The following is a 21610-nucleotide window of genomic DNA, read 5'->3' on the forward strand; positions in this document are numbered from 1 at the left end:
GTCGATTCAAATATGAAAAATCAAGCGGAAATGACACCCGCTCTATTTGTCATGCCCTAATCGACTGTGAATAGTAACAAACGGTGATTTGGTAAAAGAAAAAACTATTGACTCTTACGCTGCGTGATAGTGTACTATGAAATAAAAGAAATATAGAAGACAGTCACAGCCGGCAGACGAACAAACTATATATTCTTATAAACACCGTGTACTGACGTTTATGCAGTTTAACTAAAAACGCTGAATAATAATGTAATAGTACAGCGGTAAGACAGGAGCTGATTACGATAAGAACTGTAAAAGAGGTTGCCAGTTTGTCTGGCATCAGTGTAAGGACACTGCAGTATTATGACGAAATAGGTGTATTCAAACCAACAAAAGTAACCGATGCAGGCTATCGTCTATATGACGATGAAGCGTTGAAAACCCTGCAGCAGATTTTGTTTTTTAAGGAATTGGACTTTCCGTTGAAGGATATAAAAGCCATCATGGAAGATCCGCATTATGATAAACTCAAAGCATTTAAAAAGCAGAAAGAACTGCTGATAGTAAAACGCGACAGGCTAACGAAGCTTTTAAGCCTGCTTGAAAAGCTGGAAAAAGGAGAATCATGTATGAGTTTTGAAGAATTTGATTTAAGTGAATATATACAAATGCTGGAAGATTTTAAGCAGGAAAATACAGAAGAAGTAGTCAGGCATTGGGGAAGCGTAGAAGAGTTCGATAAATTCATAAGTAAAATGAAAGCGGACGAAGTCCAGATTGCGGAAATGGCAATCAAACAGTATGGAAGCGTTGCAAAATATACGGCAGCCATGAAGCACAGCTTGGAGCACTTTTCTGAGAATATGGAAAAGATGGAGCAGATAAAAAAGAATGGATATATAGAAAAAAACGAGGCCCTGAATGCAAAACTATATGAGGATATAACAAAAGACCCGAAGTCGGAAGAAGTGCAGAGTATATTAGATGAGATTATAAAGCTGGGGCAGGAGACCATGCCGGATGTAGATCAGGGGGAGCACTATTGGGAGATGATGATTGACTGGTACCTCCATAAAGAATCCTTAATAGAAGCGATAGATAAACGGTATGGGGCCGGGGCATCCAGATATATGGGGGAGGCGCTGCAATACTATTTTAGAAACGAAATCAAAGAAAATGATATAGGGGACGCAAAAAAGGGATAGTCTTTACATTTATAAGCATATTATAAAAAAAGCAAAATTTCTCATAATACCGATAGCTAATTACTGGAGGTTTTACGGATCACCAACCGAATCAATACGCTCCCCCCGCCCTGCTACAGGCTTCCCGGTTTTTTAGCGTCCCTCCCACAACAAAGATTTCCGCCAACTTTTTATAGAAAGTTGCAATTTAGGTCCGGGATATAGTATACTAACATAAATCGAGGTGAGCATATGGAACCATTACTGGACTTATCGAAGGAATATGGGATTGTACTTGACGGAGGAGGAGCCAGAGGGGCCTATCAGATCGGGGCCTGGAAGGCGTTGAAAGAGGCAGGCGTGAAGGTGAATGCGGTTGCGGGTACATCGGTGGGCGCTTTGAACGGAGCGCTTATTTGCATGGATGATGTCGAGAATGCGGAAAAGATATGGACCGGTATGACATTTTCCAAGGTGATGGATGTGGATGATGACTGGATGGAGCGTCTGTTCAGCCATGAGAACAAGTTTACGGAAGTGATCGCAGAGATCTGGAAGCGGCTGTCGGATGGCGGTGTGGATGTAACTCCGCTGAGGAAGCTGATTCATGAAGTGATTGATGAGGAGAAGATCCGCAGTTCCGGGAAAGAATTCTTTCTTCTGACATTTTCTTTGACGGATTTTAAAGAACTGGATCTGAGCCTGGATGATATCCCGGAAGGGATGCTGGAAGATTTTCTGCTCGCAAGTGCGTACCTGCTGGGATTTAAGAATGAAAAGCTGCATGGGAAGAGATATATTGACGGCGGCGTGGTGAATAATGTGCCGCTGAAGTCCCTGGTCAAACGGGGATATACTGATATTATTGAGATCCGTATTTACGGGCCCGGCAGAGAGCCCAGAGTGAAGCTGCCCGAAGGGGCTGAGAAGTATCAGATTGGTCCGCGGGTTGGACTGGGCAGTATTATAGATTTTGAGAGTAAGCGGAGCCGGCAGAATCTGAAAATCGGTTATTTTGATGCAAAGCGTATGCTTTATGGCCTGGAAGGATTTATTTATTATGTAGTACAGACCCATGAGGACGGCTGGTTTGAGGAACAGCTGGCGGATATCACGGAGATAGAAAAAGCGGAAATGGCGTTCGTGCTGAAGCTGCCGCTGACATTTACCGTAAAGGCTTTGTATATGGCGATGCTGGAGGCGAGCGCGAAGCAGATGCGTATTCCCAAGTATCAGATCTATACGACGGATGAATTATACAACCTGACGGCCGAACGGTATGAAGCGCTTGCCGACAAGATTCATCTGCCGAGATTTACACATGTACTTATGAATATAGGGAGGGATAACACAATGAATTTAAAAGGAAGAAACTTTTTGACGCTGAAGGATTTTACCCCGGAAGAGATTACTTATCTGCTTGACCTTGCGGCAGATCTGAAAGAGAAGAAGAAAAACGGGGTGCCTGTGGATTATTATAAAGGAAAGAATGTGGCCCTTATTTTTGAGAAGACAAGCACCAGAACGCGCTGTGCATTCGAGGTGGCGGCGCACGACATGGGAATGGGTTCCACTTACCTGGATCCCAGTGGATCGCAGATCGGGAAAAAGGAGAGCATCGAGGATACCGCAAGAGTGCTGGGAAGAATGTATGACGGCATCGAATACCGCGGTTTCGGCCAGGAGATCGTGGAGGAACTGGCAAAATATGCAGGAGTCCCTGTATGGAACGGCCTGACAAATGAGTACCATCCGACTCAGATGCTGGCAGACTTACTAACGATCCGGGAGCATTTCGGTAAATTAAAAGGAATCAAGCTGGTATATATGGGAGATGCAAGATACAATATGGGCAACTCCCTGATGATCGCATGTGCAAAGATGGGGATGCACTTTGTAGCATGCACCACGGCAAAATATTTCCCGAGCCAGGAGCTGGTTGAAGTCTGCAGAGGATATGCGGCAGAGTCAGGAGCAACAATCACACTGACCGAGGACGCCATGGAAGGGACAAAAGATGCGGATGTAATCTACACAGATGTCTGGGTATCTATGGGTGAGCCTGACGAAGTATGGGAAGAGCGTATTAAAGAACTTTCCCCATATAAAGTAACAAAAGAAATTATGGGAAATGCAGGCGAGGGCGCAATCTTCCTGCACTGCCTGCCGGCATTCCACGATCTGAAGACAAAGATCGGAAAAGAAATGGGAGAAAGGTTCGGCATCACAGATATGGAAGTTACGGATGAAGTATTCGAGTCCGTGCAGTCCAAAGTATTTGACGAGGCAGAAAATAGAATGCATACCATCAAGGCAGTTATGGTTGCGACTTTGGGAGAATTTTAAGAATATTCAGAAAACGGAGGGTAAAGGGGTCAGACCCCTTTGCAAAGGGGGCTGACCCCATGCCCTCCGTTTGAATTCGGGGTGAAGTTTTGAAAGCAGAAATATTAAAAATGCTGCGTGAAAGTAATGATTATGTGTCCGGCCAGCAGTTGTGTGAGAAGCTCGGAGTTTCCCGGACCGCTGTCTGGAAGGCAATCAATCAGCTGAAAGAAGAGGGCTATCAGGTAGAAGCCGTTCGAAACCGCGGCTATCATATTGTGGAGAGTCCGGATATTATCTCCAGAGAAGAGCTCGCCAGCATGATCGACACCGAGTGGGCAGGACAGAAAGTCTACTATTATAATACAACGGATTCCACCAACATCCGGGCAAAACAACTCGGAGAAGAGGGAGCCCCCCACGGAACCCTGGTCACGGCCGGCCAGCAGAGCGCCGGAAGAGGGCGCCGCGGCAGAGGATGGGAGTCACCGGCGGGCAGCAGCGTGTATATGTCAATTTTGCTCCGGCCGGAGATTCCGCCGGTGAAAGCGCCTATGCTGACTTTGGTAATGGCTTTGAGCGTTGCCAGGAGCCTCGAGGAATGCACCGGTTTGAATGTTCAGATTAAATGGCCGAATGATATCATCCTGAATGGGAAGAAACTGGTTGGCATTCTGACGGAAATGAGTACAGAGATTGACTTTATTAATCACGTAGTAATCGGTGTGGGAATCAATGTGAACATGGAATATCTTCCGGAGAAAATACGGGATAAGGCAACATCCCTCCGCCTGGAAACAGGACATGTGATAAGGCGAAGCGAAATCATAGCATCTACGATGAAAGAATTTGAGAAATACTACGGCTTATTCATCGAAGACCAGAATCTGGAAAGCATGCGTGAAGAATACAATGCTCTGCTGGTTAACCGCGGCAAAGAAGTGCGGATTCTGGGAGGAAAAGAAGAATATAACGCAGTGGCGCTGGGAATAAACGAACAAGGCGAATTATTAGTACGCCGTAAAGACGGAACAGAAGAGGCAATCTTTGCCGGCGAAGTATCCGTGCGGGGAGTGTACGGATACATCTAAATTTTGAGAATATTCAGAAAATGGTAAGCAAAGGGGTCAGACCCCTTTGCAGGAAAGGACGAATCATGGAAGAGGAAGTTGTTCTTTGCGGGGCCAGCTCATACGAGCAGAAGTTTTATTTGAACCCCGAGTTCGAGACACTCCCGGAAAGCATACAGCAGGAACTTCAGATTATGTGCGTGCTGTACACAGAGGATGTGGGCGGAATGCTGATGGTGGTTTACGACGAGCAGGGAAATCTGGAACTGCGGGTAGACCACAGGGAGGATGATTTTACGTTTGATGAGATAGGCAGCGTGCTGAAGATCAAGGAACTCCAGCGTACGAAGTCGGAACTTTTTGAGTCGCTGGAACTGTTCTATAAGGTATTCTGTTTAGGGGAGGATATGGATGTTACTGACGATTGATGTAGGAAATACAAATATAACATTAGGTGTATTCGATCATGATAAACTGGTCGGAACCTTCCGCATGACTACAAAGCGCTCCAGGACCTCGGATGAATACGGCTTTACGATCTGCGGCATACTGGAGCACCGGGATGTGAAGGCGGCAGATGTGGACGCGGTGATTATAGCCTCGGTAGTACCGGATATTATGCACTCATTGGGGAGTGGAATCATCAAGTATCTGGATGTAAAACCGCTGGTTGTTTCTGCCGGAATTAAAACGGGAATCCGGATTGTGACGGAGAATCCCAAGGAGATCGGTCCGGATCGTATTGTGGACGCAGTAGCGGGATATGAGCTCTACGGCGGGCCGGTGATTGTTGTGGACTTCGGGACTGCGACCACCTATGACCTGATCGGGCCGAAGGGGACTTTTGAAGCGGGGATTACCGCGCCCGGGATCGAGACTGCCGGACGCTCCCTATGGGGCGGAGCTGCCATGCTTCCGGCTATCGAGATCAAAAAGCCGCCGTCCATCCTGGCAAAGGAGACGGTCTCCAGTATGCAGGCAGGACTTGTCTATGGGGCGATCGGTCAGACTGAGTATATTATAGAGAAGATCAAAGAAGAGTCCGGCTATGATAAGGCCACTGTAGTAGCAACGGGCGGCCTTGGCAAAATCATTGCGAAGGAAACCAGGAGTATAGACGCATACAGGCCGGATCTGACATTGGACGGGCTTCGTCTGATTTATAATAAAAATAGAAAATAGTGAGATAATAGACATGAAACAATTGAAAATCGGCAATGTACAGCTACAGAATTCTTATATACTAGGACCCATGGCAGGAGTAACAGACCTGCCATTTCGCTTGCTCTGCAAAGAGCAGGGAGCCGGCCTTGTCTGCATGGAAATGGTAAGCGCGAAAGGAATCCTCTATAACAATAAGAATACGGAAAGCCTTCTGGAGATCCATCCGGATGAAATGCCCGCCTCTCTGCAGCTGTTCGGTTCTGATCCCAAAATTGTCAGTGAGATGGCAAAAAGAATAGAAGAGCGTCCATTTGCTATCTTGGATATTAATATGGGCTGTCCGGTCCCCAAGGTAGTCCGCAATGGGGAGGGATCCGCACTGATGAAGAATCCTAAGCTGGTATTCGAACTGGTGAGCGCAGTGGTAAAAGCAATCGAAAAACCGGTAACCGTGAAGATCAGAAAAGGGTTTGATGAGCAGCATGTGAATGCCGTGGAGATTGCGAAAATTATCGAGGAAGCAGGAGCGGCAGCCGTCGCAGTTCACGGAAGAACAAGAGAGCAGTACTATTCCGGAAAGGCGGACTGGGAAATCATCAGCAAAGTAAAGGATGCTGTAACCATTCCGGTCATAGGAAATGGAGATGTCACATCGGGGGAAAGGGCCATTGCCATGCGGGAGCAGACGGGCTGTGATGGAGTCATGATAGCCAGAGGCGCCCAGGGCAACCCCTGGATATTTTCCGAGCTCACAGCCTATGAACAGAACGGCACGCTTCCGCCCAGGCCGTCCGTTGCGGAGATTAAGAAAACCATGCTCCGGCACGCCGCCCTCCAGCTTGAATACAAAGGCGAGTACCTTGGAATTCGGGAAATGCGCAAGCATGTCGCCTGGTATGTAAAAGGACTTCACGGCGCAGCAAGGCTGAGAGATGCCATTAATAAGGTAGAGACGTATGAAGAACTTGAAAATATCTTGACATCGCTATAGGGATTGGTTATAATATTGAAATTGTGAAATATAAATTTAAACAGGATTAGAATCAGTGCATAGGAACGCTGATCAGAAGCAAGAAAGCTTAATAAATGAAAGAACACGATAAGAGGAAAGAAAAGGAAAGGAAAAGGAGCAGTTAACATGGCAGAAGCAAAGAAAAGATTACTTACTTATGCAGGCCTAAAGGCACTGGAAGACGAGCTGGAGAATCTGAAGGTCGTTAAACGGAAAGAGGTCGCAGCAAAGATTAAGGAAGCGAGAGAGCAGGGGGATTTATCCGAGAATGCAGAGTACGATGCGGCAAAAGACGAGCAGCGCGATATTGAGGCCCGTATCGAAGAGCTGGAGGGCATCCTTAAAAATGCCGAGGTCGTTGTTGAAGACGAGGTAGACTTCGACAAAATCAATGTAGGATGTAAAGTAAAAGTATTTGATATCACGTTTGATGAGGAAATGGAATTCAAAATTGTTGGTTCAACAGAAGCAAACAGTCTGGAAGGAAAGATATCCAATGAATCTCCGGTAGGGCAGGCATTGATGGGCAAGAAAGCGGGAGACTTAGTCGAGGTAGAGACACAGGCCGGGCAGATTCAGTATAAGGTACTTGATATCAGCCGGTCAACGAGATAACTGAGGATTGAAATAATGTAATAAACCAATGAAATGACAGACCTCTTACCTACAAGAGGTCTGAATTCGCATATATAAGGAAGGAGAGAAAACAGTGTCCGAACAGAAAAATAACAAGAACGCACAGCAGAACAATGCACAGGAGCCAGACCTGAATCAGCTGAGGAAGGTCCGCCGTGAGAAGCTGGCTGAGCTGCAGGAAAACGGCAAAGACCCGTTTGTAACCACGAAATATGACCAGACACACCACAGCCAGGAGATCAAAGATCAATACGAGGAGCTGGAGGGCAAAACCGTATCAATCGCAGGCCGCATGATGTCCAAGCGCGTCATGGGAAAAGCTTCCTTCTGCAATGTCCAGGATCTCAAGGGCAACATCCAGTCATATGTAGCAAGAGACAGCGTAGGCGAGGATGCGTATAAAGAATTTAAAAAGATGGATGTAGGCGATGTAGTGGGAATCGTGGGTGAAGTGTTCCGGACAAAGACAGGAGAGATCTCGATCCATGCCGCTTCTGTCAAACTGCTTTCCAAGAGCCTGCAGATACTGCCGGAGAAGTTCCACGGCCTGACAAATACGGACATCCGTTACCGTCAGAGATACGTAGACCTGATCATGAATCCGGAAGTAAAAGATACATTTATCAAACGTTCAAAAATCCTGAGTTCCATCAGAAGATACCTGGATACAGAAGGCTTCATGGAAGTGGAAACGCCGATGCTTGTGAGCAATGCGGGAGGCGCTGCGGCAAGGCCTTTCGAGACACATTTCAATGCACTGGATGAGGATTTCAAGCTCCGCATCTCTCTTGAACTGTACTTAAAGAGGCTGATCGTAGGCGGTATGGAACGTGTTTATGAAATTGGACGAGTCTTCCGCAACGAGGGTCTTGATACAAGACACAATCCGGAATTTACGCTGATGGAGCTGTACCAGGCTTATACAGATTATCATGGCATGATGGATCTGACAGAGAATCTCTATCGTCATGTGGCACAGGAAGTCCTGGGCACAACAACAATCGTTTATAATGGTGTTGAGATGGATCTCGGCAAGCCGTTCGAGAGAATCACGATGATTGATGCCGTTAAAAAATATGCGGGCATCGATTTTAATGAGATTAAAACAACAGAAGAAGCAAAAGCACTTGCGAAAGAAAAGGGCATAGAATTTGAAGACAGGCACAAAAAGGGTGATATCCTGAGCCTGTTCTTTGAGGAATTTGTTGAGGAACATCTGGTGCAGCCCACATTTGTTATGGATCACCCGATTGAGATCTCACCGCTTACAAAGAAGAAACCGGAGAATCCGGACTATGTAGAAAGATTCGAATTCTTCATGAATGGCTGGGAGATGGCAAACGCATACTCTGAGCTGAATGATCCGATTGATCAGAGGGAAAGATTCAAAGCGCAGGAAGAACTGCTGGCACAGGGGGATGAGGAAGCCAATACGACAGATGAAGACTTTCTCAATGCGCTGGAGATCGGGATGCCTCCTACAGGAGGGATTGGATTCGGGATCGACAGGATGTGTATGCTGCTGACGGATTCGGCGGCTATACGTGATGTACTGCTGTTCCCGACCATGAAGACACTGGGCGGAAGCGATGCTTCTAAGAAGGTGGAAAAGGCAGGGAAGGAAGAGGACAAGCCAGAGGAAAAAAAGGCTGAAAAAATTGATTTTTCTAATGTAAGAATTGAGCCGCTGTTTGAAGAATTTGTTGATTTTGATACATTTGCAAAGTCTGATTACAGAGCTGTAAAGGTAATATCCTGTGAAGCTGTACCGAAGAGCAAGAAGCTTCTGAAGTTCGTTTTGGATGACGGTACAGACAAAGAACGCGTGATTTTAAGCGGAATTCACGAATATTATGAGCCGGAAGACCTGGTAGGTAAGACTTGTATCGCAATCACAAACCTGCCGCCAAGACCCATGATGGGAATTGATTCCTGCGGAATGTTAATCTCAGCAGTACACGAGGAAGATGGTCATGAAGGACTGAACCTTCTGATGGTGGATGATAGAATTCCGGCAGGAGCGAAGCTGTATTAAGAGCTAATTTTCCGCTTGGAAAAAGCTGAAAATCCTGGTATTATTATTCATTTGCCAGTAATTATATAAAGTATGATGCATTGTTATAAAGCATAACGAATTTCAGGCGAAAAGGTGAAGGTGGAGCAAAAATATATGAAAGCACTTCTTAGAGTTAATCTAAGGAGTGCTTTTTTTCACATATGTGGTAAACCGCATTAAGCCGGTTAATGAACAGATTTATTATATGGGATTCCGTAAATGACACTATAGCTGTGTTATAGATTATGCAAAAGTATTCGGGACTTTAACGGAAAGTGTAAAAATGGCATGAAATGTTATATAATGAACAAATTGTTTAAATAAATGTTAAAGTATACTCATTTATATTGCGTGAAAGTGAACAATAAGTGAAATAAAACTAACAAATGTTATTGACAAAACAAAATAAGGGTGTTATATTAACATTGTAACGAACAGTATATTGAAAATGCGCATCAATATAATAGCAAGGAAAAGTGGATTATTAGGAGGATTTACAATGTTGACAGTGAACGAATTTGCAAAGCATTTAGACTTAGCATATCTGGCGCCGAATTTACAGAAGGAAGATATCATCGAAGCATGTAATATTGCTAAGAAGTATCATGTAAATGCGGTGAACGTGAACTCCTGCTGGGGAGAACTTGTTGTGGAAGAGTTAAAGGGAAGCGATGTTGGACCAAGCGCTGTCATTGGTTTTCCGTATGGCGCGATGTGCACGAAGGCAAAATTATTTGAATTAGAAGAGATGGTAAAGCTTGGATGTACTGCCTGCGATATGGTAGTGAACATCGGAGCTGTAAAAGATAAAAACTATGAGCTTGTACGCCATGAGATCAGCGAGTTTGTAAGGATCTGCGGCGAGGGCTGTGATACAAAGCTGATCTTCGAAGTTGGATTCTTGACTGATGAAGAGATAGCAGAGCTGACGAAGATCTGCTGTGAGTGCGGTGTTACATATGTAAAGACAGCTACCGGATCACAGGCATTCCCGACTTTGGATCAGGTTAAGATCATGAAAGAGAATCTTTCCGGAGATACGAAGATTAAAGTTTCCGGAGTGCCGAGAACATTTACCATGCCGGCAGTCCTTCACATGTTTGAACATATGGGTGTCAGCCTGGTAGGAACAAGAAGCGCAGGCAAGCTTGTCGAGGAATACAGCAAATATCTGGAAGAATTGAAATAGTGGAGGGTGTTATGCAGACAGTGAATTACAGTTTAGCCTCTCTTGTGGGAGGAGAGATTCAGATCGTATCAAATGATGAAGGCTATGTTAGAAGAGCACTCCATCAGAATATCAGTCTTGAGGAATATGAATTCCTGTTGAAAAGAATACGTTATATCGGTGTAAGCGACAGATTCAGGGATGTCATCGACTTGTTCAAGGTTCCGGAAGGCGAGACGCCGGCGGGATTCAAGATTGAATATAATATGAAAGAGAACCAGATATTGGAGATAGATTTGGTCAGAAATATATCGTATGATAAAAATGGACTAAGAAGACCGACCAAGTTCATCTATTCGGCAGATACAGCCAATCCATATGAAGTCGAGCCGATCAAACACCTCATTGGGAACCTGACCTGCAATCCGGGGATTATCTATGACCTGTTCATCAATAATCCGCAGGCAAATGTGGGGCATAAGTTTAAGACCAGGAACGAGGTTATGAGTGAGATTGCTAATATTCTCGGACCAGGATGCGATATCAGTGTTGAGGTGAATAATCCATTTGCCGATTTTGAACAGATACTTGAGGAGGCAGAGGAATTCAGAGAGATGTTCTCGGATTATCGGATGGTTCTTAAAATACCTCATACAGGACCGGTAAATGCAGGGAATGTAAACGAACTGCTTGTGGGAGACAAGAAGCTTTCCACACGCTGGAATCAGGCGGCTACGAAGGACTATCTTTACGGCCACAACCTTGCGCTGAAGATGAAGGAGCATGGATTCAGGGTAAACTACACGTTGATGTTTGAGCCGTGGCAGACGGGTATGGCGCTGCAGGCAAAACCATATTTTATCAATAGCTTTGTGCGCCAGCGCTTTGGTGTTACAACCTATATTAATGGACTTCTGAATGCATACCAGACCACATACGATGACAGATTTTTGCAGGCGCTGCGCAGCTTTATGATCGAATGGGACTTCCTCTCCAAGAATGACCAGGATGCGGATCTGCGTCTGGTTGAAAAGATGGCAAGAGAGACAGTTGAATATAGAAAGATCAACGAACACGAGGGATTCGACGGCATGGACGGCGTAAGGCATAACTTACGGATGCTTCGGAATTCTAATCTGGAGGACACCAGGCTGATCATCTGCAGTATTGAAGGTTCCAGAATGTATCCGGAGCTTGACAAACTGATGACAGAAGATGAGTTCAAGGATATGACGGACAGGATTGTAATTACGACAGAACCAAGTTACTTAGCACAGAATACATCGGCACCGCAAATTATTACATATCAGAGAAGATTCATGAACGCTGCGAATGGTGAGAAGTAGTTTATTGAAGGGGCACCAGGGGCAGACTCGGGCGCCTCTTTTTTGGATCTCCCGGCGTAAATACGCCAATTTATAGCACCCGCTGTCTGCGCCGGGAGGCACTGGACAGGATTGCGTTAAAAAGCGGGCAGGAGGAGAAATGAAGAAAAGCCAGTATCTAATATTTGCGATTTTTGTGGGAATCCAGTCTTTTCTGCTTCAGCTGGTGGACCAGGTGATCGGTACGCATCTTGTATCTGGCGGCCACAGTGGATTTGTGTTTATCGCGTTTCAGGGCTGGGCGCTTTACTTTCTGCTGGGAAGCAGTGTGAAGGGCGCCGTAAAGGGATTCTGCGGGTATGTCCTGGGGATTCTGTTTGCAGTGATTATGATTGGGATGTCGGCCGTTTTACCGGATCTGAAGCTTTTGACGGTACCGCTGGTGGCGTTGATTGTGGTTCCCTTTATGATGTATTTTGAATTTGCCCCGTGGTGTATCAGTAATGTTGCCGTATTCTTTGTCGGGGCGGGCGCCTTTTTCGGAGTTAACAGCTATGTTGAAGGTATCAAAATGTGGCAGTCCGCAGGGATTGTACTTCTATACTGTATATTAGGGCTGCTGTCCGGCTGGACGAGCATCGTGTTTCGGAAATGGCTGGAAGGCAAGATTTTCAGCGTATCTGTTCCTGATTCCGGACAGATACCGGGTAAGAAAGGAATAGATGCGTAACAGTTCAGGCATGTCTGAACTGCTACATGGATGGAGGTGTATCAGGCACATGAGTAAGTTAGAAATGCTGACAAAGTTAAATGATATCTGCTTATTTGTAAAAGATTTTCAGGGAGCGCTTAAATTCTACACAGAAAAGTTCGGGTTCAAAGTAAAGAGACTTCAGCCGGACCCTGAGCATGCCAATTATGCGGAATTTGAATTCCATGGGACGGCGGTTACGCTCTGGGATAAAAAGGGGCTGTGCGAAGTGGTGGACCATACCTATATCGATGGGGACGGACATCATTTTATGATGGCTGTGAAGGTTCCCGCTCTGCAGGACGTAGACGATATAGCAGAAGAATTGATTGGCAACGGGGTAAACTGCATCAAGGAACCGACCACCTATGGTTTTGGCTCCAGAGCGGCTTATTTTCAGGATTTTGAAGGAAATGTATGGGAAGTGTTTGCCTGGGAAGAAGGCAATGGCCCGGGTCTTCTGGATGAAGCGACAGAATAGGAGGAAGCCATGCCAGGTTTTACAATTATCGTGCTGGACAGCGTAGGGGTCGGAGAGCTTCCGGATGCGGCAGAGTTCGGAGATACAGGAACCAATACGCTGAAGCATGTGGACGAGTACAGAGAAGGGCTGAATATCCCGAATTTAAAGCAGCTTGGGTTGTATAATATCGAGGGAACAGGACTTACGGGGATCAGGGCTCCCAAAGGGTGCTTCGGAAAAGCAGCAGAGTTGGGAAAGGCAAAGGATACAACGAATGGACATTTCGAGATTGCCGGGCTGACCGTGAAGACGCCGTTCAAAGTATTTGGGGAATCTTTTCCGCCGCGGATTATAGAGGAGCTGGAGCGGCGGATTGGGACGAAGGTGATTGGGAATTATCCGGCGTCCGGTACCGAGATCATCAAAGTGCTGGGAGATGAGCATGTAAAGACCGGGTATCCGATCGTATATCTATCGGCTGACAGCCTGATGCAGATTGCGATGCATGAGAGTATCATCCCTTTAGAGAGACAGTATGAGATCTGCCGGATTGCCAGGAAGCTCCTCACAGGGGATGACACGGTAAGCCGTGTGATCTGCAGGCCGTTTACCGGCGAAAGCGGTAATTATTACCGCACGGAAAACCGCAAAGACTTTTCCGTAGACCCGCCGGGGTATACAGTTTTGGACCTCCTGAGTGAGAAGGGGAAAGACGTGATCGGCGTCGGGAAGATTGAAGATATTTTCAACAGGCGAGGCCTGACGGAGATCAATCACACGAAGAACAACAGAGAAGGTATACAGGCTGCCCTGTCTTATCTGAAGACAGGATTTGACGGGCTTTTATTTGTGAATCTGGTTGATTTTGACATGCTTTACGGACACCGCAATAATCCGCAGGGATATGCTGAGGCGCTGGAGTATTTTGATACCTTTGTACCTGAGATGGTCAGCCTTTTGAAGGAAGATGATATTCTCCTGATCACGGCGGATCATGGATGTGACCCGACAACGCCGGGAACAGATCATACAAGGGAGTATATTCCGATTGTCTTATACGGGAAGCGGCTGAAAGCAGGAATCGATATAGGAACCAGGAGTACCTTTTCAGACATTGCGGCGACCGTTGCAGAATATTTTGGCTATGAATTTCAGGCGGGTACCTCTTTTCTGAAGGAGATAGAAAGGTAAGGTAGGAAATATGGATAGTTTTGAATTTATGTCACCCACGAAGTTTATCCTGGACAAGGATGCAGATCAGCTTTGCGGGCAGGAAGTTAAGAAGATATCTGATAAAGTGTTATTTGTTCATTACGGGGACGGTTATATGTATAAGTCCGGGCTCCACGCAAGGATTATTAAGGCTCTGGAGGCGGCGCAGGTTACGTATTATGAGCTGCCAGGGGTAGAACCGAATCCGAAGGTCGGGCTGGTCCGGGAGGGCGCAGCGCTTTGTAAGGAGCATCAGATCGGCTGCGTATTGGCAGTTGGGGGCGGCAGCGTCATTGACACGGCTAAGGCAGTTGCCCTGGGGGCAAAGTATGACGGCGATGTGTGGGATTTTTACAGCAAGAAGGCCGTTCCGGCTGAGGCGCTTCCGGTAGGCACAGTCATGACACTTCCGGCGACAGGAAGCGAAGGCAGCAATGGAAGCGTGCTGAATAATCCGGAAACAGGCGAGAGCGCGGATGTCATGGCAGATTTTTTAAGGCCTTCATTCACCTTAATGAATCCCGATCTGACGCTGACGATACCGAAAAGACAGACCGTATTTGGCATTATCGATATGTTTTCCCATGTACTGGAGCGGTATTTTTCAAGCTCTGTGGATGTGCATCTGACAGACTATATGTGTGAAGGTGTTATGAAGGCAATTCTGGTCAATGCCAGAGCGCTGATGGAGAACCTGGATGATTACAATGCCAGGGCAGAGTTCATGTGGACGGCTATTGTAGCACACAACGGGCTTCTTGCAGCCGGAAGGAATCAGGACTGGGCGACGCATACGATCGGCGCACAGCTGAGCGCGCAGTATAATGCGGTACATGGTTCGACCCTATCCGTGTTATTTCCATGTTGGGCGACGTACGTATACAAAGAAAACCTTCCGAGATTCGTACAGTTTGCGAACCGCGTGTTTGACGTTGAGATAGATTTTTATGACCAGGAGAAGACCGCTTTGGAGGGAATCCGCAGATTGAAGGAATTTTTCCAATCCATGGGCGCTCCCGTGACATTAAAGGAAATCGGAGTCGAAAGCGATGAGAAGTTCCGGAAGATGGCAGAAGATGCATGCAGGTTCGGCAATATCGGTGGGCTGAAGGTTCTGAATGCCGATGATGTGGAAGCAATTTACAGAATGGCACAGTAGGGTGGGTATATGAAGTATGAAATAGGTATCAGCGGGGCAGTTATTGTCTCGGCGCAAAACCGGTACCGGCCGTTTATCGGTTCGGTAGGCGTGTCCGGGGACAGGATTGCGGCCGTTATGGAAGGAAAACTAAAAAAGGAAGACTGTGAGGTCTGGCTGGATGCCGATGGAAAGATCCTGATGCCCGGACTTGTCAACGGGCACTGCCACGGGGACATGACACTGGCGCGAGGGCTGGGGGATGATATGACTTTGCTGGAGCAAAACCATAAGTTTGCTGATACCGGGTGGTTTTATACCCTGATTGACGACGAGGACAGGTTCTATTCCCGGCAGCTCACCTACTGTGAGGCGCTGCTTTCCGGTACCACATTTATCATGGAAAATATGTACTGGGGGCTTAAAGAAGATTCTGTCCGTGCGATGAAGGAGGTTGGTATCAGAGGAGCTCTGGCGGAGGATGTCCGGGTAGATTTTCAGAAACCGGATGAGCTTATATCAGAACAATTTCTTACAGAGTTTATCAGAGTGTGCAAAGAGAATGATTTTGTTCCTGTACTGGGTGGGATTTCGGAAGAAGACTATGATACGGAGAGGCTGAAAAGGATTCAGGCGATCGCAGACCGGCACAAGATATTGCTTACCTGCCATTTAGCGGAGAACACATGGCGGCAGGAGATTGTAAAAGAGAAGTACCATGGGACGGCGATTGCATATCTGCATCAGAACCGGCTGCTGAATCCGGGCGTAATCGGCTCCCACGTCGTCTACGCTTCCGAAGACGAGGTAATACAGCTTGCACAGACGGATACAAAGGTAGTGAATACGCCGCTGTGCGAGATGAAGATTCAGGACGGCATCGCGCCAATTCCGGAGATGGTCAGGTGGGGCGTTACCGTATGCCTGGGTACAGACGGGGCAATGTGGAACAACTCTAACGATATTTTCCGGGAAATGAAAGGGATGTCCCTGCTCCATACGATCCACAAAGGAATCCGCAGTCTGAAGAAGACGGATATTCTGGATATGGCGACAATCAACGGGGCAAAATGCTTTGGACTGGAAAACGACTATGGAACCATCGAAGCAGGGAAGAAGGCAGATTTTATTCTAATCGAGACTAGAGCTCCCCATATGCAGCCGATGCTTCTGGGGGAAATGGAGACGGTAACGTCCGCTCTTATCTATAATGCAACAGGCCGTGACGTAACGGATGTTTTTGTGGACGGAAGGCATGTAGTAGCGGATGGGGTATTGCAGACAATAGACGTAAAGGATGTCATGGAAAAAGTGCAGAAGACTTCGGAAAAAGTAGGAAGGGCACTTTCTTCATAGAAAAAAGAAAAGGAAGGAACATATTATGAAAAAACGAGTATTGGCAGTTATGCTGGCAGCAGTGATGGTGATTGGACTTGTGGCAGGATGCGGAAAGAAAAACGAACCTGCGGCCTCAGACGGGAAAGATGATGGGGGAACGAAGCAGTTAAAGGTTGCGCTTGTTGTAAACCAGAAGTTCGGCGACAAAGCCTCCATGGATGACCTCGCAAAAGGCGCGGATCAGGCGGCAGAGGACTTTGGAGTTGAGATTAAAAAGCTGGAGTCTGCGGAGGCTTCCAAATTCGAAGAAGACGTGCGTGCAATGTCCAAGGCAGGTTATGACTTGATCGTAACTACATACGGCTACATGACAGACGCAACAAAGCTTGTTTCAAAGGAATATCCGGATACCAAGTATGCGGCAATCTTCCAGACCATCAATGACGGCAGTGAAAAGTATGAAAATGTATGGGATACGGAATTTCACGGCGAAGGCGCTTTCTACCTTGGCGGATATATTGCCGGAAAACTGACAAAAGCGAATCACGTAGGCTTTGTTGTAGGCGCAGAGGAGCCGACGCCAAATGCGGAAGGCAATGGTTTTATGATGGGTGTAAAGGCGGCCAATCCGGATGCCACTGTTGAATTTTCTTATGTAGGAAGCTATGAAGATCCGGCGAAGGCAAAAGAAGTAACGAGCGCAATGATCTCAAAAGGCTGCGATGTCATCCAGACAGACTCAGGCGCTTCGAATGCAGGCGTAGTTGAGGCATGTAAAGAAGCAGGCATCCTGTGTGCAGGTGAGATCAGCGATTACTATGATACATACGATGGGTTCTATGGCATTGAAGGCATTGGATTTGGAGACACCGTATACAAAGCAATTGAAATGCTGGAGAATGGAGAATATCCTGGCGGAGAGCACGGAATCCGTGACCTGACAAACGGCGGATACTTTATGGATTGGGATTCATTCAACAGATTCGCAGACAGTAACGACGAGTATAAAGATGTAATGAAAGCAGCGATTGAAGAGGCACAGAAACTGGAAGAACAGATTAAGGACGGCTCCTTAGAAATTCCATTCAATACTGACGTGCCGAATTGGGAAAAAATTAAATCTTCAGCAGAATAAAACGAAATCGGCAGAGGCTGCCCCTTAAGCTGCAGTTACAGGCAGCTTAAACAGGGCGGCTTCTGTAAGATAATAAAACAGATAAACGAAGCATTGTTAAAGGAGAGTCAATCATTATGGAAGAAAACATGAACAAAGCATCCGCACCAAAGGCAGAGAACGAAGGGGTATATCATCTACAGCTCAAACCAGGGGATGTCCCGCCGTACGTGATTCTGCCGGGCGCTCCGGAAAGAACTTTAAAAATTGCGAAAAATTGGGTGGATGTGAAGGAAGTCGCATCCTATCGGGAATATAAAACAGTTACGGGAAAATATAAAGGGATGGATATGGCGTGCACTTCCACAGGCATCGGCGGGCCAAGTTCCGAGATCTGCCTTCACGAGCTGAACACACTGGGCGTGCACACCTGCATCCGTGTGGGGACGACGGGATGTATTGTACCGCAGTTCGATCTGGGAGATCTGATCATCCCGGTTGCCTGTGTCAGAAAAGACGGAACCTCTGCCACTTATGTAGAGCCCGAATTTCCGGCGTTTGCAAATACCTATGTGGTCATGGCCCTTATGGAGGCATGCGAGCGTCTGGGATTCCGTTACGGACTGGGCCTTGATTACACGGTCGGCTCTTTCTACATCGGACAGGGACGTCCCCTGAATGAGGATGGAAGCGGATACTGGCCTTCCTTTGCAGAAAAGATTATCCCGGATCTGCAGACTGCCGGTGTGACGAACATCGAGATGGAGACCTCCGGACAGTTCGTGGTAGGTTATCTGCACGAAATGAGGATGGGAGCGGTTCTTTCCGTAATTTCCAACAGGGTGCTGGACCGCTGGGGCGACAATGGCGGAGAAGAGAAGGCATGTCTGGCAGCGGCCGAAGCGATGAAAATACTCAAAGAGTGGGATGAAACAGGCGAAGTAAAACTGAGCGTGAAGAAAAATCAGGTATAGATACGAAAAGACCAAATCTATGGTGGATGAGCAGAAAAGGTAACAGTTCAGGTCTGCCTGGCCTGTTGCCAGAAAAGGAAGGATAATATGGCAGTAGCGGTTGAAATGTTGAATATATCGAAATTCTTCCCCGGCGTTGTGGCGAATGATAATGTATCCTTAAGCGTGAATGAGGGGGAGATACTTGGACTGATCGGCGAGAATGGCGCCGGCAAATCGACGATGATGAATATGCTGTATGGGATGATGGAGCCGGACCTTGGCGTAATCAGGCTGTCAGGGAAGGAAGTCCGAATCCAGTCTCCGAATATGGCAATTAAACTGGGGATTGGAATGGTACATCAGCATTTCATGCTGATGCCCAATTTAAGTGTTTTACAGAATATTATTTTAGGAAAGACACCAACTAAAAATGGGTTGATTGATACAAAAGAAGCAAAGGAAAAGATCCAAAAGATAATGGATACCTACGATCTCCCTGTAAATCTGGACGAAAAGATATACCAGCTGTCTGTCGGAGAAAAGCAGAGAGTGGAGATTATTAAGGCGCTGTACAGAGAAGCCAGAATCCTGATTCTGGATGAACCGACAGCCGTATTGACGCCCACGGAGACAGACAAGCTTCTGGAGGTGCTTAGGCTTTTGAAGTCAAAAGGCTGTGCGATCATCTTTATTACACACAAGCTCCGCGAGGTCATGGCAATCACCGACAAAATTGTAGTTATGAGAAAAGGCCTTGTAACAGGAACTCTGGATACCTCTGAGGCGAATACGGAGGGGCTTTCCGATATGATGGTCGGAAGAAAAGTAAACCTGGAGATTGAACGGCAGGCGTACCAGCCAGGAGAAGAGGTACTGGAAGTCAGGGACGTAAGTGCCTTGAACCAGAGAGGGCTTCCGGCACTGAATGGGATCAGCTTCCATGTATCCAGGGGCGAGGTTGTGGGTATTGCAGGCGTAGAAGGCAATGGGCAGACAGAACTGATCGAGGTTGTCTCAGGCATGCTAAAGCCCACGGGCGGCCAGGTTATCTTCGAGGGCAAAGATGTAACGGCGCAGAATGTACGCGAGCGTAGAGAAGGCGGCATGTCCCATATCCCGGAGGACCGGCTGAAGATGGGCAGCGCGGTCAACTGTACCATCAGAGACAATCTGATCCTGAACAGGTACTATCAGAAGCCATACTGCAAGGGCGGCATTCTGGACAACAAAAAGCTTCACGATTTGTCGGAGGATCTGTGCAAAAACTTTGACGTTAAGACGCCGGATTCCGATTATAAACTGGGGACGCTTTCCGGTGGAAATATGCAGAAGGTGATCTTTGCGCGTGAGATGGAGGCAGACCCGGATCTGCTGATTGCGGCACAGCCTACCCGCGGGGTGGATATCGGAGCCATCGAATCAATCCATCATAAAATCATAGAAGTGCGGGACTCTAACCGGGGCGTGCTGCTGGTCAGCGCGGAATTAGACGAGATACTTTCTCTGTCGGACCGGATCCTGGTAATGTACGAAGGAGAGATTATGGCAGAATTCAAACGTGGAGAAGCAGATGAGCGTACCATTGCAGTCTATATGACAGGCGCAAAGAGACAAGGCGGTGATGACGATGAAAAATAAAGAAAACAACAGAATATTATCCGCACTGGGCGTCGTAGGAAAACAGGTCAGTCTGATTGTTATTGCGCTGATTCTTGCAACAATCTTCCTGGCAGCTTCCGGTTACGAGCCACTGGCGATTGTAAACGGAATTATGGACGGGTTGACCCTGGATATCGCCGGCACGATCCGCTGGGCGACACCCCTGATTCTCTCCGGCCTTGCAATCTGCGTAACTTACAAGGCAGAGGTTTTCAACCTTGGTGTGGACGGGCAGCTCTATATGGGGGCGGCGGCAGCAACGGCGGTAGCAGTAAATATCCCGGAATCAATGAACCATTTGGCGGCGCTGGTGCTTATCTTCCTTTCCGCCATGCTGGCAGGAGCGTTGTTTGCAATGATACCGGCGCTGATGAAGGTGTTCCTGAACACGAACGAAGTGGTATCGACACTGCTTTTAAACTTTATCGCAGTATTATTTGTAGAATATCTGGTAACGGGCCCATTGCGTGACCCGGAGGCTGGGACGAATCTCAATGCCAGCGCTATTTTGAAAGAAAATACATGGCTTCCGCGTATTTCGTATTTCGAGCCCTCCTCTGCAAATATCGGGTTTTACATAGCAATCATAGTTATGATTATTTTAACATTTATTTTCTTTAGGACGGCCTTTGGGCACGAGATTAAGGTAGTCGGCTCTAACCCGGTCCTGGCGAAATACGCCGGAATGAAGCCAAAGAAGACGATCCTTCAGGTCATGGCGATGAGCGGAGCTATCGCGGGGATTGTCGGAGCGGTTGAGGTGACAGCGGTACAGCACAGGCTTCTGGCGGGCTTTAACCCTGATTTTGGATTTGACGGAATCGTAGTATCACTGCTGGCAAATAACAATCCAATCGGCGTGCTGTTCTCTGGTATTTTCTTCGGCGCCCTGAAGAACGGCGGAATCAATATGGAACGTATCACAGATGTGCCGTCAGCGGTAACAGAAATCGTAACGGCAATTATATTTATTACAATCAGTGCGAAGTTCCTGCTCCCGAAGTTAAAGAAAAAAGCAGCCAAAAAGACACCGGCAAGTGAAGGAGGTAAATAG

The 21610-nt window shown here is 47.0% G+C and carries 19 protein-coding genes and 1 pseudogene; all 20 read left to right on the forward strand.

Annotated features, from left to right (window positions below):
* Nucleotides 1-287 precede the first annotated feature (287 nt).
* On the forward strand, nucleotides 288-1190 hold the full coding sequence (locus GKG43_RS18670) for a MerR family transcriptional regulator (protein WP_055153202.1): 903 nt from the start codon (nucleotides 288-290) through the stop codon (nucleotides 1188-1190).
* Between the two features lie 231 nt (nucleotides 1191-1421).
* Nucleotides 1422-1997 (forward strand): annotated as a pseudogene (locus GKG43_RS23760) (patatin-like phospholipase family protein); the annotation flags it as partial.
* Nucleotides 1998-2522: 525 nt separating this feature from the next.
* Nucleotides 2523-3515 (forward strand): ornithine carbamoyltransferase, encoded by a 993-nt coding sequence (gene argF, locus GKG43_RS23765; RefSeq protein ID WP_050642764.1) that lies wholly within the window; start codon nucleotides 2523-2525, stop codon nucleotides 3513-3515.
* Nucleotides 3516-3604: 89 nt separating this feature from the next.
* Nucleotides 3605-4585, forward strand: a complete 981-nt coding sequence (locus GKG43_RS18680) for a biotin--[acetyl-CoA-carboxylase] ligase (RefSeq protein WP_129879629.1) — start codon at nucleotides 3605-3607, stop codon at nucleotides 4583-4585.
* A gap of 65 nt (nucleotides 4586-4650) precedes the next feature.
* Complete coding sequence (locus GKG43_RS18685) at nucleotides 4651-4992, forward strand: DUF6145 family protein (protein ID WP_129879631.1); 342 nt, start codon at nucleotides 4651-4653, stop codon at nucleotides 4990-4992.
* A complete protein-coding gene (locus GKG43_RS18690; protein WP_055153200.1) occupies nucleotides 4976-5746 on the forward strand; it encodes a type III pantothenate kinase in 771 nt (256 codons plus the stop codon). Before GKG43_RS18685 ends, GKG43_RS18690 begins: the two co-directional genes overlap by 17 nt.
* Nucleotides 5747-5759: 13 nt before the next feature.
* The gene (gene dusB / locus GKG43_RS18695; RefSeq protein WP_129879633.1) at nucleotides 5760-6719 is read left to right on the forward strand and encodes a tRNA dihydrouridine synthase DusB; all 960 of its coding nucleotides are present in this window, start codon (nucleotides 5760-5762) and stop codon (nucleotides 6717-6719) included.
* A gap of 147 nt (nucleotides 6720-6866) precedes the next feature.
* Complete coding sequence (gene greA / locus GKG43_RS18700; RefSeq protein ID WP_055153196.1) at nucleotides 6867-7355, forward strand: transcription elongation factor GreA; 489 nt, start codon at nucleotides 6867-6869, stop codon at nucleotides 7353-7355.
* A gap of 94 nt (nucleotides 7356-7449) precedes the next feature.
* Nucleotides 7450-9411, forward strand: coding sequence for a lysine--tRNA ligase (gene lysS / locus GKG43_RS18705; RefSeq protein ID WP_129879635.1), 1962 nt, complete (start codon nucleotides 7450-7452; stop codon nucleotides 9409-9411).
* Between the two features lie 520 nt (nucleotides 9412-9931).
* Entirely contained in the window at nucleotides 9932-10621 is a 690-nt protein-coding gene (deoC, locus tag GKG43_RS18710; protein ID WP_050642066.1) for a deoxyribose-phosphate aldolase, read from the forward strand.
* 11 nt (nucleotides 10622-10632) lie between these two features.
* Nucleotides 10633-11946, forward strand: a complete 1314-nt coding sequence (locus tag GKG43_RS18715; protein WP_129879637.1) for a transaldolase family protein — start codon at nucleotides 10633-10635, stop codon at nucleotides 11944-11946.
* Nucleotides 11947-12085: 139 nt separating this feature from the next.
* A complete protein-coding gene (locus tag GKG43_RS18720) occupies nucleotides 12086-12655 on the forward strand; it encodes a DUF1097 domain-containing protein (RefSeq protein WP_129879639.1) in 570 nt (189 codons plus the stop codon).
* Nucleotides 12656-12704: 49 nt separating this feature from the next.
* Nucleotides 12705-13157 carry a VOC family protein gene (locus GKG43_RS18725; RefSeq protein ID WP_129879641.1) on the forward strand — a complete coding sequence of 151 codons (453 nt, stop codon included), beginning with the start codon at nucleotides 12705-12707 and terminating at the stop codon, nucleotides 13155-13157.
* 9 nt (nucleotides 13158-13166) lie between these two features.
* Complete coding sequence (locus tag GKG43_RS18730) at nucleotides 13167-14330, forward strand: phosphopentomutase (RefSeq protein ID WP_129879643.1); 1164 nt, start codon at nucleotides 13167-13169, stop codon at nucleotides 14328-14330.
* A 10-nt stretch (nucleotides 14331-14340) separates the two neighbouring features.
* A complete protein-coding gene (locus tag GKG43_RS18735) occupies nucleotides 14341-15510 on the forward strand; it encodes an iron-containing alcohol dehydrogenase (RefSeq protein ID WP_050642061.1) in 1170 nt (389 codons plus the stop codon).
* Nucleotides 15511-15519: 9 nt separating this feature from the next.
* Nucleotides 15520-16845 (forward strand): amidohydrolase family protein, encoded by a 1326-nt coding sequence (locus GKG43_RS18740; RefSeq protein ID WP_129879645.1) that lies wholly within the window; start codon nucleotides 15520-15522, stop codon nucleotides 16843-16845.
* Nucleotides 16846-16870: 25 nt separating this feature from the next.
* Nucleotides 16871-17962, forward strand: coding sequence for a BMP family ABC transporter substrate-binding protein (locus GKG43_RS18745; protein ID WP_242843891.1), 1092 nt, complete (start codon nucleotides 16871-16873; stop codon nucleotides 17960-17962).
* A 116-nt stretch (nucleotides 17963-18078) separates the two neighbouring features.
* Nucleotides 18079-18915, forward strand: a complete 837-nt coding sequence (locus GKG43_RS18750; RefSeq protein ID WP_129879647.1) for a nucleoside phosphorylase — start codon at nucleotides 18079-18081, stop codon at nucleotides 18913-18915.
* Nucleotides 18916-19002: 87 nt separating this feature from the next.
* A complete protein-coding gene (locus GKG43_RS18755) occupies nucleotides 19003-20535 on the forward strand; it encodes an ABC transporter ATP-binding protein (RefSeq protein WP_050642058.1) in 1533 nt (510 codons plus the stop codon).
* Complete coding sequence (locus GKG43_RS18760) at nucleotides 20525-21610, forward strand: ABC transporter permease (RefSeq protein ID WP_050642057.1); 1086 nt, start codon at nucleotides 20525-20527, stop codon at nucleotides 21608-21610. The genes GKG43_RS18755 and GKG43_RS18760 overlap by 11 nt, the downstream gene beginning before the upstream one ends.

The organism is Eubacterium sp. BIOML-A2 (assembly GCF_009680135.1).
GTDB lineage: Bacteria > Bacillota > Clostridia > Lachnospirales > Lachnospiraceae > Faecalicatena > Faecalicatena contortus_B.

What these genes read in the sequence shown, in the direction of transcription:
- GKG43_RS18740 (WP_129879645.1), top strand. Translation starts at nt 15,520, where the DNA reads ATGAAGTATGAAATAGGTATCAGCGGGGCAGTTATTGTCTCGGCGCAA.
- GKG43_RS18755 (WP_050642058.1), top strand. Translation starts at nt 19,003, where the DNA reads ATGGCAGTAGCGGTTGAAATGTTGAATATATCGAAATTCTTCCCCGGC.
- GKG43_RS18720 (WP_129879639.1), top strand. Translation starts at nt 12,086, where the DNA reads ATGAAGAAAAGCCAGTATCTAATATTTGCGATTTTTGTGGGAATCCAG.
- GKG43_RS18730 (WP_129879643.1), top strand. Translation starts at nt 13,167, where the DNA reads ATGCCAGGTTTTACAATTATCGTGCTGGACAGCGTAGGGGTCGGAGAG.
- GKG43_RS18750 (WP_129879647.1), top strand. Translation starts at nt 18,079, where the DNA reads ATGGAAGAAAACATGAACAAAGCATCCGCACCAAAGGCAGAGAACGAA.
- GKG43_RS18715 (WP_129879637.1), top strand. Translation starts at nt 10,633, where the DNA reads ATGCAGACAGTGAATTACAGTTTAGCCTCTCTTGTGGGAGGAGAGATT.
- dusB (WP_129879633.1), top strand. Translation starts at nt 5,760, where the DNA reads ATGAAACAATTGAAAATCGGCAATGTACAGCTACAGAATTCTTATATA.
- deoC (WP_050642066.1), top strand. Translation starts at nt 9,932, where the DNA reads ATGTTGACAGTGAACGAATTTGCAAAGCATTTAGACTTAGCATATCTG.
- GKG43_RS18735 (WP_050642061.1), top strand. Translation starts at nt 14,341, where the DNA reads ATGGATAGTTTTGAATTTATGTCACCCACGAAGTTTATCCTGGACAAG.
- GKG43_RS18760 (WP_050642057.1), top strand. Translation starts at nt 20,525, where the DNA reads ATGAAAAATAAAGAAAACAACAGAATATTATCCGCACTGGGCGTCGTA.
- GKG43_RS18725 (WP_129879641.1), top strand. Translation starts at nt 12,705, where the DNA reads ATGAGTAAGTTAGAAATGCTGACAAAGTTAAATGATATCTGCTTATTT.
- GKG43_RS18690 (WP_055153200.1), top strand. Translation starts at nt 4,976, where the DNA reads ATGTTACTGACGATTGATGTAGGAAATACAAATATAACATTAGGTGTA.
- greA (WP_055153196.1), top strand. Translation starts at nt 6,867, where the DNA reads ATGGCAGAAGCAAAGAAAAGATTACTTACTTATGCAGGCCTAAAGGCA.
- argF (WP_050642764.1), top strand. Translation starts at nt 2,523, where the DNA reads ATGAATTTAAAAGGAAGAAACTTTTTGACGCTGAAGGATTTTACCCCG.
- GKG43_RS18745 (WP_242843891.1), top strand. Translation starts at nt 16,871, where the DNA reads ATGAAAAAACGAGTATTGGCAGTTATGCTGGCAGCAGTGATGGTGATT.
- GKG43_RS18685 (WP_129879631.1), top strand. Translation starts at nt 4,651, where the DNA reads ATGGAAGAGGAAGTTGTTCTTTGCGGGGCCAGCTCATACGAGCAGAAG.